The following is a 9,958-nucleotide window of genomic DNA, read 5'->3' as shown; positions in this document are numbered from 1 at the left end:
GATGATGCTCAGACTGATACACACGATATGCGATTTATAGCGGATTTTTAGAAAACTATAAATAGTATTTTGTTAATTCCCGGATACGACCATGAATAAAAAGATTTATATTGTGCTATTGCTTTTCATCGCGCTTATCCTGGGAGCACAGCCGGCAACGGCAGCGATCGAATCGTTTTCCGGTCCGGGATATGAAGGGGTTCTGAACTATGTCGAAGCTGGAGCGTGGCAGAGTGCCACCATCAATGTGACGAGCGGTGATGACTTCAATATCCTGGCGCTGGCGTACAGTGAAGCAAACGACTTCGATCTCTACGTCTATGATCCCATCTCAGGCTCGATCATCACCCAGGCTACCGAGCCATACAGCTCGGAGAACGGCCTCAATTTCATATGGGCCGTATCGACACTCAATCCAGGGAGGTACACCGTCGGGGTCCACGCAAACAGGGGATCCGGTTATTTTGTATTCCTTCACTTCAACAGGAGTACGCAGACCCAGACCGCAACGCAGGCACCTCCGACCGTCACCGTCACCCCGCAGCCGTCCGTCAGCAGCGTATCCATCGACAGTGCCTCCGATCTGATCGCACAGGGCAGGGTTCTGGTCTATGACCTGCGATATGGATCTGAAATAAATGGGGAACCAGAAAACGCGGCCCAGTATGTGGTCACCAGTACGATCACCGGAGTACAGGGAGCAAGGTACTCGGTGAAGCAGAATGCTCATTGTGTGTATCCTGCAGATGGAGCAGATCTGAATTCCCAGCTCGCACTTCCCGCTCATAAAGATGGCTTCGTCCAGGCCCTCTATGCCCCACCCGACAACCCCGCCAGTGTCTTCCAGTCACCCTACCGTGTCACTGAACGCGGGGCAACATATGCGGGCAACCCGTTATCCACCAGGGAGTTCGCCACAAACAATGCGGTGGTCCTCCAGGGGTCGATCTCTGATACCGATTCATCCTCCAGGGTCGTTCTCGACGGACAGACCGGTGCTGTCCTCTCCCTGTCGATGGATACCCCCGCCTACAGCCTGGAGATGTATCTCAGAGAGGTTCGATAATTTCGTGGATCGCACCCTCGTCTCTCCGGGCACGGTCGGGGAGGGCCGGGGGGATCCGATACGCACCAGTCATGAGAGATGGAACGATAAGTATTATATCCTGAACCAGAGATAGCCCATCATGAAATTCCTGAAGGCGATCACAGCACTCGTGCTCTTCACCCTCATCTGCGTCTCATCGGCAGGTGCATCAGGGATGGTGAAATTCCACATCCCTGAAATCTCAAACGCTTCTGTGGGTGACACGGTGGATGCAACGCTCTATGCCAACAACAACCTGAATCCGCTCATCAGCGACATTGCGTTGACCCTGAATTGGAGCAACGGAGTTCTCCAGTATGAGGGCACCACCTTTACAGCAGGAAATACCAAGGTGGCGGAACCGATCGGCACCCACCTGTTGACCATCAATATCGGTGATCACACCAAGGGTATCGCAACAGGCGATGTGGCGCTGGCCCATATCAAGTTCAAGGTCCTCAAGCCCGACAACTCCCCGATCGAGATCACAGTCGACGATGTCATAGACCTATCGGGCGCTGACCTCACCAGCACGGCGACCGCAGTGGACGGCCTGGTGAAGGTCGGGACCCAGACCACCACAACAACCCCAACCACCACCACCGCGACCTCGTACCTCGACCCCGGGTATTCGTATAAGATCGGGTCGATGGAGTCAGGAGCCTGGCAGGCTTTCAACATGGACGTCACGAGCACCGACGATTATGACATCCTGGCCCTCGTATACAACCAGGCGAACAACTTCGAACTCTATGTCTACGACCCCACCACCGGCAGTGTCGTCACCTCTGCCACGGCCCCGTACAGCACAGAGAACAATCTTAACTACATCTGGGCCGTCTCCACGATAAAACCCGGGAGATATACGGTTCTCGTTCACTCCACCAGCGGGGCAGGAACCTTCGCCTTCATCCATTTCTACAACCGACAGCCCATCCAGAGGACCGTAGGGACATCGGCCTGATCGGCCCCCCGGATCCTTTTTGACCACCATCACCCCGGCAAGGTGGCCGCGCAGTCCCTGCCGAGTCGTATACGGTGGGTGCATCATCCCCCCATCGCCTGCTCTCTGACCGGAATGGGCGATAGCACGCCGCACCTCTTATTCTCCAACACGAGGGTATTTTCGAGTTATGCACCACAGCAAACAGGGCGAACATTATTATTCCGGCCGTGTCATCTGAACCTTTATGGCACTGACGAGGTGGATAAGATGAGTCTTGCAGAAGAGTTCGTCGCGTTCTTAAAGAAGTACCAGGTGATCGGACTGGCCGTCGCCTTCATCATGGGAGTGACCGCGACCAAGGTGGTGACCGCCGCGGTCAATGACCTGATCATGCCGATCATCGCGGCCCTCCTCCCTGGCGGGGACTGGAAGACGGCCGTGCTCCAACTGGGGCCGGTGAAGTTCCTGGTCGGGGACTTCGCCGGGGTGCTGCTTGAGTTCGTCATCATCGCTCTGGTGATCTTCATGATCGTAAAATACCTGATGAAGGAGGACGCGACCGAAAAGCGCTGAATCGCGAGCGGGATCGGGCTGGTCAGGCGGCGAGGACCGGCGTGTTTTTAGGGGTTTAGACCCCACACTGCTCTTACGACGTCCTAAATTCGGACAGCGGAGCATCCATGACCACAAACCTTTCCCTCCCCGCCGGGATCGATCCCGGCGCGGCCCTCCTGGCCTCACTCACCGTGATCACCTGGCTGATCACGATCGCATCAGTTTTCGGCGTTCTTCCCCCACTCCACCCGTTCCTGCTCCTGCTGCCGGCGGTGCTGCTCGCCTACCGGTACCAGAAGCGGGGGGTGGCGGTGGCCGGTGGGTTCGCCATCGCATACCTCCTCCTGCTCCTTCTCTCCGGTGTCGACCTGCCGGCGATCGTCGGCGGCGGGGTCGCGGCCGTGATGATCGTGGCGGCCGCCGCTGCCGTCGCCTACCCCTCCTTTGAGGCGGAGGTGTACGGGCTCTGGTACCAGGCCGTCTACCACCGTTCAGGCGAGGCGATCCTCTTCTTCTACCCCGAGACCGGGGCCCTCCACGATGCCAACCCGGCGGCCGGAGCGCTCCTCGGCTACCCGCTCGAGGACCTGCTCCAGCGTCCCTTCACCTCGTTCTGCAATGGGAACCCCAACCTGATCGCCACCGTGCGCGAGCTCCCGCAGAGGAAGCAGGTCTACGAGGCTGAAGACTGGTTCGCCGGAAGGGACGGACGGCTGTACCTCAGGTACTCGCTCGCAATGATCACTGAGGGGCTCGCGATCTGCAGGCTCGCCGACAGGACAGCGGAGCGGCATGCCCTCGACCGGCTGACCGGAAAGGAAGAGAATGAGCGCCGGCTGCTCGACACCCTCCCGGCCACCGCCGGGATCCTCTTCGATGAGGACCTCCGCGTCTCCGCAGCCGGGGGCAGAGCGCTCTCCACACTGGTCGGGCCGGCTGACCTGGTCGGCAAAACCCTTTGGGAAGGGTTCCCCCACACCCTCGCCGCTCCGTTCGAGCCGCTCTTCCGGGCGGCGCTGACCGGCCGGGAGGCTGAGGCCGAGGTGACGGCCGGCGAGGAGGTGTACCTGGTCAGAACCGCCCCGGTGGTGAAGGAGGACTGGACGATCAGCGGGGGGGTCGCCTCGATCACCGGGATCACCGCCCTTCGGGGAGAGGGGAAGTCGCTGCAGAGCCGCTCCGTCAAAGACAGCGTGCTCGTCTCGCTGCTGCAGGAGGGGAAGACCAAACGCGAACTCTGCAGCGAGGTGCTGGCGGCGCTCCTCTCCCAGACCGATTCTGCGATCGGGTACATCGCGTTCCCGGACCAGACCGGCACCCGCCTCTCGATCGCGGCCTGGTCTGAGGGGGTGATGAAAGGATGTGCCCTCCAGGACGGGGAGTTCACCTGGACGATTGCGGATATGGGGCTCTGGGGAGTTCCGGCCCGGGACAGGCTGCCGGTGATCGTCAATGCTTACCAGGGGCAGCTCCCGAAAGGGCACCTCCCGCTGCAGCGGTACCTCGGAGTGCCGCTGGTCAGGGATGACCGGCTGATCGCCGTCGCCGGGGTCGCCAACAGCCCGGTACCGTACACCGACGGCGACACAGACACAGCCAGGGAACTGCTGGCGGCGCTGGACCAGGCACTCGTCATGCGGCGGCGGACCGACGAACAGGGAAGAGAACTCGCAGCCTATCAGGCGTTCTTCACCCGTGGACCGTTCCCGGCGGCGGTGCTGAACCAGGAGAACGAGATCCTGCATGCCAACCAGGCCTTCGTCACCCTCGTCGGTAGAAGAGAAGGGACGATCCTCGACCTGGTGCAGCCGGCGGACCTGGGCAGAACCAGAACTTTTCTGGAAAACGCCAGGATCGGCCAGGTCTCAGGGGAGGCCGGGATCGAGTGCCGGCTGCAGAGACCGGACGGTCATCACGACCTGTACTGCCAGGCATCGGGGATGGCTGATCGGGAACTGCTGCTGGTGATGGTGGAGATCACCGCCGAGAGACGGGCCGCAGAGGCACGCCGGCTGATCGCTGCCGAACTGCGGCGCCTGACCGGCAGAGAACTGACCCCTGACGAAGAGGAGGCCTGGGATGCGTTGACTGCTCCGGCCAGATTCAATACGTTCCAGGATCCAGACCCGGATCTGCTGAAGAGGAGAGCACCCTGATCCCCTCAGGCCCATCGACCGTCACCTCCTTCTTTCCCTGGTAGACCTGCACGATCCCGATGATCCTGACCACCTCCCCCTGCTGCACCTGTATCTCTGCAGCCGTCTCTGCCGGCACAAAGATGGTGGTCCCATTGACGGTGAGGAGGAGGTGGCCGCCGGTCCCGGTCCAGGCGACCGACCCGACCGTCCCCTGGAGGCTGACCTGGTCCCCCTCATGCGCTTCGCTTGAGAAGGGGTGCGCAAAGTACCCTGGCCCCATAGCGGCGATCAGCAGGTGAATTCCCACCACCGCCCCGATTACGCCCAGCAACAGCAGCAGCGTCAGCCGTTCCTGTGAGACGAACATATGCTGATCTCGATCTATTCCTATTTATCAGCGACAGATTCATATGTTAACGGCGTTAACATGTATATATGGAAACGACTGACCTTCCTCCATCGTCCAGGACGGTTCTCCACATCCTGGAGGACACCGGTGCGATGACGCATAAGCAGATCGTCTGCAGTTCCAAACTAGCACCGCGTACTGTACGGTACGCACTCAAAAAGCTCAAAGAAAATCAGTTGATCATTGAAAAGTTCAACTTCCGTGATGCTCGTCAGATCATCTACCAGCGCAGAGTCAATCAACCGGTGACTGCATGAACGACCGACCCCCTGGATGCAATATCATGATCTGTGACGCGATGCTCCATCGCTACGTCCCGTCGATGCGGGCGGAGATGGTCTATCGTCTCGTTCACCACCAGGGGGTTCCGCAGAGCGAGGTTGCGAGACGGCTCGGCATCAGCAGGGCTGCGATCTCGCAATATATCTCAAAGAAACGCGGTGGATCTGAGATCGATCTCTCCGGAGAACTCGACCAGATGATCAACCGCTGGGCCCTCGCCGTAATGGGCGAGGATACAGCCATCACCCTCTGCGATGTCTGCAGATGTACCAAGGACGGAAAATGCCCATACTCTTCTGATCAAAACCTCGAATAAGAAGGACCTGTCACGCCCGGCGCCGGCGAACCGCCAGCGCGATCACTACCAGCACCACCGCCGCAATCCCCCCTTTGAGGGGATCAAAACCCGTTCTTCCCGCCTTTCCCTCCGAGCTGCCGCTCCGTGCATCCCAGTCGGTGGCGAAGACGGCGGCATAGTAGGCTCCGACCTCCGAACTGTCGATGATCAGCCCGGCCTCCCGGTTCTCGTTCGGGGAGACGGTGTTCCAGTTGATCGAGGAGACCAGTACCCGCCGGTCGTCGACGATCACCCCCTTGTTGTGAATCTTCACCAGGTCCTGGGCGGTGAGGTCCGCCAGCCTGGCCTCGAGGGGCAGGTGCTCGGCAACCGCGACCTGGTTGATGTAGGCGACCATCTCGTCATTATCCTTCAGGTCATCGACATTGAACCAGGCCGAGTCCAGGATCACCTGCACGCTCACTCCCCGCCGTGCATCGGCGATGGCCGCTTCGAGGAATGGGTTCAGCGTTCCTGCCGATGTGTTCTTGATATAGGCCTGCTCGATCCTGACCGATCGGGTCGCACCGGCGATCAGGTCCGTGATCAGCGAGGAGGTGTCGGGGGCCAGCACCGGGGTGACCGTGGTGTCGGAGAAGGTGGTCGCCGGTGACCTGACCTGAAACGTTCCGCTCGCCTCCTCTCCCGCACCCCCCTGACCGGTCGGGGCCGGGGCGATGTCGACACCGGTCCAGTCGAGCGAAAAGACACCGGCGAAGTAGGCTGCCACCCGGGGATCGTGAACCAGCGCCCCCCAGCCCCGGTTGCCTGACGTCCCCTCCTCAGGGAACCCGCCGGGCTTGAAGTTCTCGCTGGTGACCAGGACGGCCGAATCATCGATCACCAGGTACTTGGCATGATCGTACCGGTACCGGGCGTGTACCCCCGATACACCTCCAAGGAGCATTACCGGGATCTGGTGCTCCTGAAGCGACCGGACCACCCCCTTCTCGGCCGGGGAGATCCCGCCGACCGGCCCCCCCTCGAGCAGCACCCTGACCGAGACCCCCCGGCCGGCGGCTGCGATCAGGGCCGCACCGATCGCCGGGTCAGTCAGTTCGTAGACATTCAGATCGATCGACCGCCGCGCACCGTTGACCGCGTCGTAAAAGACCCCGGCCGAGGAGTCAGGGGAGACGAAAGCGGTCAGGGTCACGTTCTGAAAGGTGGCAGGAGGGAGCCGGGACTGCCCGATCAGCAGCATCCGTCGGTCCCAGGCCCCGTCCGCATAGATATGGACCTGCCCCTGCTTGGGATCCACGTCCCCGGGCCAGGTGATCGTCTGGACCACCGTGCCATGGTCGGTCAGGACCACCTGATCATGCTCGTTCCCAAGCCGAAGATCGCCCTTTCTGACCATGTCCCGGATCGCAGGGGAGGAGTCGTACATCTCAAAATCAGGCGACACTCCGAAGGTCTGCCGGTATGCCGTCCCGTTTCGTGCGATCACGGCGCTGGAGTCAAGAACAGCCCCGGACGGGAACCGGAGCGAGCCGACGCTGTCGCTGATGACCAGGTCGGCGAGCGGCCCGGCCCCTGCCAGCACCAGGTACTCGTCGGGCTCGTTCTTGGTGTAGGTGTCCGGGCAGAACTCCACGATCTGAAAAGCCGCAACAGATGAGACCAGCAGACAGAGCAGGAGGGTCAGCACCACCAGGGCCCATCGCCGCATACGAATCGTTTATGCAGTGACTGACCATAAAACCAGACGGTCTGGATCCGGTCGGGTGGCAGGAGAAAAAAGAGGTGTGTCTGGGCCCGGAATCAGTTGCAGCCGCTCCAGCCGCAGTTCTTACAGGTCCCCTTGTTGCACCCTTCGCCGAAGTCGAGCGGTTCGTGGCACTCCGGGCAGAGCCGCTTCTGATCGGTCTTGCGGATCTCCCAGTTGTTGAGGGTCGTGATGCTCTGGTTGGTGGCGGAGAGTTCGATGCACCGGCCGACCACGTCGGCGCAGGAGAAGCCCTCGGATGAGGGATTCCGTATCGCTGATACACAGTTCACCTTCGCGAACTGTTTGACGAACTTATGGTACGGAACCCCGCTCTGGAGACCGGTGCTGATCGCGCGGCCGAGGGCGTTGCTGTTCGCCTCGCACCCGCTCCCGACAGTCCTGATGAAGACCTCGATCGGCTTCTGGTCGAGCAGGTTCACGGTGACGTACAGGGAGCAGCACCCTGATTGGCAGAGGTAGGTCCTCCCGGAGAGTTCTTTCGGGCGGCTGATCGAGACGGCCGGGGCCGGGGATAAGGCCTGGACCACGACCGGTGCAGGGGCGGCCTCCTTGAGGGTGAGCACCACGTCCTCCCGGCTGTTGGTCCGGTAGATCGTGATCCCTTTCAGCCCGAGCCGCCAGGCCAGCAGCAGCGCCTCGGCACAGTCGTCCCGAGTAGCGTCTTTTGGCATGTTGATCGTCTTACTGATGGAGGCGTGCACCTCCCGCTGGAACGCGGCCTGCATCTCCACATGGTCCCGCCAGGGGATGTCGAGGGCGGTCTTGCAGAGTCTCCGGAACTCCACCGGGAGCCAGGCGAGGTCCTGCACCGTCCCGGTCTCATGGACATGGGCAATCACCTCGTCGACCCGCCGGGCCAGGTCGTCCCCTGTATGCCCCTGCAGCGCGAGCGTCTCCTCGAGGGCCTCCTTGAAAACAGGGTTGACGACGATGAAGGTCTTTCCCACTGTGTTCTTCCGGGTGTACGCAAACGAGAAGATGGGCTCGATGCCGCTTGAGCACCCGGCCAGGAGAGAGATCGTGCCGGTCGGGGCGATGGTGGTCATCGCGGCGTTCCGAACTGGGAATGCAGTCCAGATGGACCCCTGGATGGCCGGGAAGGGGCCGAGAAGTTCGGCACGCAGCCGGGACTCGTCGACGGCCGTCTCACTGACCACCTTCATCACATGCTCGCACCAGACCCGGGCCTCCGGGGAGTCGTACGGGAGGCGGATCATCAGCAGGGCGTCGTGAACCCCCATCAGCCCGAGCCCGATCTTCCTGGTCGTCCGGGTCGCCTCGGCGATCTCCTCGATCGGATAGACGTTCTTGTCGATCACGATGTCGAGGAGGCGGACACCGGTCCGGACCGTCTCCCTGAGGAGATCCTCATCGAGGACGTGCCCCTTCACACAGGCGGCGAGGTTGATGCTGCCGAGCACGCAACTCTCATACGGGAGGAGCGGCTGCTCGCCGCACGGGTTGGTGGTATCGATCACCCCGAGCTGCGGCGTCGGGTTGTGCCGGTTGATCTCGTCATAGAAGAGGACGCCCGGCTCCCCGTTCTTCCAGATCCCGTCCACGATCCCCGACCAGATCTGGCCGACGGTGGTCGCTTCACCGGTGTGGGGGTGGACGAGCCAGACCTTGTCGAAGTGCTGCTCTGAGACGAGGTGCATGAACGCGTCGTCGACCATCACCGAGATGTTGAAGTTGGAGATCTCCCCCTCCCGGGTCTTGGCATTGATGAACGCCAGGATGTCGGGGTGCTGGACGTTCAGGATCCCCATGTTGGCCCCGCGCCGGCGTCCGCCCTGCTTGATCACCTCGGTGGCCGCGTTGAAGACCCGCATAAAGGAGATCGGTCCCGAGGCGACCCCCTCTGTCGACTGCACCGGGGACCCCTCCGGTCGGATCTTCGAGAAGTTATACCCGGTCCCCCCGCCGGTCTTGTGGATGATCGCCCCCTGTTTCATCGCATCGAAGATCCCGTCGATCGAGTCGGGGACCGGGAGGGTGAAACAGGCGGAGAGCTGCCCGAGATCGGTGCCGGCGTTCATCAGGGTGGGGGAGTTGGGGAGGAACCTGAGAGAGACCATCGCTTCATAGAAGCGGGCGGCCTCGGCCTCGTCCGCGGCAAGGGCGGCGGCCACCCGGCGGCAGATGTCCTCAAAGGTCTTCTCTCCGGCTCTCAGGTAACGTGCGGACAGAATGCTGTCGACGATCGGTGACGAATCCATAAATAGTCCTCATACTGTGGTCTGATTTCCCATGGATTACACCATCGGGGAGACCATGTTGAAGATAAATTTATGTTCGTTGTCTTATATCATAGGAGGTATCATGGGGGGTAGCGACCCCCCTCTGACCCTCTCCCCGAGGGGTGGTGGAAGCCGGCCGGGTGATCCCCGCCGTGGTCCGCCGGCCACTGAAATGGTCATCCGCCACCAGGTGAGGATGATCCCAATTTTTCCGGGAGAGGGTCCATCTGTA

Annotated in this window: 9 protein-coding genes; 6 read left to right on the top strand and 3 right to left on the bottom strand. The window is 61.3% G+C overall.

The genetic code is table 11. The annotated features are described in order from the left end of the window. Positions 1-91 precede the first annotated feature (91 nt). The 4 genes from ACFKSJ_RS10485 (at position 92) to ACFKSJ_RS10470 (ending at position 4,744) form a co-directional block, all read left to right on the top strand. Positions 92-1,066: a hypothetical protein gene (locus ACFKSJ_RS10485; protein WP_440949746.1), complete on the top strand. Its 975-nt coding sequence runs from the start codon at positions 92-94 to the stop codon at positions 1,064-1,066. 121 nt (positions 1,067-1,187) lie between these two features. Then, positions 1,188-2,051 carry a cohesin domain-containing protein gene (locus ACFKSJ_RS10480; protein WP_440949745.1) on the top strand — a complete coding sequence of 288 codons (864 nt, stop codon included), beginning with the start codon at positions 1,188-1,190 and terminating at the stop codon, positions 2,049-2,051. A 249-nt stretch (positions 2,052-2,300) separates the two neighbouring features. Further along, a complete protein-coding gene (locus tag ACFKSJ_RS10475) occupies positions 2,301-2,606 on the top strand; it encodes an MscL family protein (RefSeq protein ID WP_440949744.1) in 306 nt (101 codons plus the stop codon). A 107-nt stretch (positions 2,607-2,713) separates the two neighbouring features. Beyond that, positions 2,714-4,744 (top strand): GAF domain-containing protein, encoded by a 2,031-nt coding sequence (locus ACFKSJ_RS10470; protein ID WP_440949743.1) that lies wholly within the window; start codon positions 2,714-2,716, stop codon positions 4,742-4,744. Here ACFKSJ_RS10470 and ACFKSJ_RS10465 read toward each other — a convergent pair. After that, the gene (locus tag ACFKSJ_RS10465) at positions 4,692-5,093 is read right to left on the bottom strand and encodes a hypothetical protein (RefSeq protein WP_440949742.1); all 402 of its coding nucleotides are present in this window, start codon (positions 5,091-5,093) and stop codon (positions 4,692-4,694) included. The genes ACFKSJ_RS10470 and ACFKSJ_RS10465 overlap by 53 nt on opposite strands. A 68-nt stretch (positions 5,094-5,161) precedes the next feature. Here ACFKSJ_RS10465 and ACFKSJ_RS10460 point away from each other — a divergent pair, with 68 nt between their 5' ends. Beyond that, the gene (locus tag ACFKSJ_RS10460; RefSeq protein WP_440949741.1) at positions 5,162-5,392 is read left to right on the top strand and encodes a MarR family transcriptional regulator; all 231 of its coding nucleotides are present in this window, start codon (positions 5,162-5,164) and stop codon (positions 5,390-5,392) included. After that, positions 5,389-5,733: a transcriptional regulator gene (locus ACFKSJ_RS10455; RefSeq protein ID WP_440949740.1), complete on the top strand. Its 345-nt coding sequence runs from the start codon at positions 5,389-5,391 to the stop codon at positions 5,731-5,733. Before ACFKSJ_RS10460 ends, ACFKSJ_RS10455 begins: the two co-directional genes overlap by 4 nt. A gap of 10 nt (positions 5,734-5,743) precedes the next feature. Here ACFKSJ_RS10455 and ACFKSJ_RS10450 read toward each other — a convergent pair whose 3' ends face one another. Then, entirely contained in the window at positions 5,744-7,426 is a 1,683-nt protein-coding gene (locus tag ACFKSJ_RS10450; RefSeq protein ID WP_440949739.1) for a phospholipase D-like domain-containing protein, read from the bottom strand. A 92-nt stretch (positions 7,427-7,518) separates the two neighbouring features. After that, entirely contained in the window at positions 7,519-9,705 is a 2,187-nt protein-coding gene (locus ACFKSJ_RS10445) for an adenosylcobalamin-dependent ribonucleoside-diphosphate reductase (protein ID WP_440949738.1), read from the bottom strand. Between the last annotated feature and the right edge of the window lie 253 nt (positions 9,706-9,958).

It is taken from the genome of Methanosphaerula subterraneus (assembly GCF_052055875.1).
In the GTDB taxonomy this organism is placed as follows: domain Archaea; phylum Halobacteriota; class Methanomicrobia; order Methanomicrobiales; family Methanospirillaceae; genus Methanosphaerula; species Methanosphaerula subterraneus.
This window is presented reverse-complemented; position numbering and strand designations above follow the sequence as displayed.

Excerpts from the sequence above, each read along its gene's own strand:
- ACFKSJ_RS10485 (WP_440949746.1), top strand. The coding sequence starts at position 92 with ATGAATAAAAAGATTTATATTGTGCTATTGCTTTTCATCGCGCTTATC.
- ACFKSJ_RS10460 (WP_440949741.1), top strand. The coding sequence starts at position 5,162 with ATGGAAACGACTGACCTTCCTCCATCGTCCAGGACGGTTCTCCACATC.
- ACFKSJ_RS10480 (WP_440949745.1), top strand. The coding sequence starts at position 1,188 with ATGAAATTCCTGAAGGCGATCACAGCACTCGTGCTCTTCACCCTCATC.
- ACFKSJ_RS10475 (WP_440949744.1), top strand. The coding sequence starts at position 2,301 with ATGAGTCTTGCAGAAGAGTTCGTCGCGTTCTTAAAGAAGTACCAGGTG.
- ACFKSJ_RS10455 (WP_440949740.1), top strand. The coding sequence starts at position 5,389 with ATGAACGACCGACCCCCTGGATGCAATATCATGATCTGTGACGCGATG.
- ACFKSJ_RS10450 (WP_440949739.1), bottom strand. The coding sequence starts at position 7,426 with ATGCGGCGATGGGCCCTGGTGGTGCTGACCCTCCTGCTCTGTCTGCTG.
- ACFKSJ_RS10465 (WP_440949742.1), bottom strand. The coding sequence starts at position 5,093 with ATGTTCGTCTCACAGGAACGGCTGACGCTGCTGCTGTTGCTGGGCGTA.
- ACFKSJ_RS10470 (WP_440949743.1), top strand. The coding sequence starts at position 2,714 with ATGACCACAAACCTTTCCCTCCCCGCCGGGATCGATCCCGGCGCGGCC.
- ACFKSJ_RS10445 (WP_440949738.1), bottom strand. The coding sequence starts at position 9,705 with ATGGATTCGTCACCGATCGTCGACAGCATTCTGTCCGCACGTTACCTG.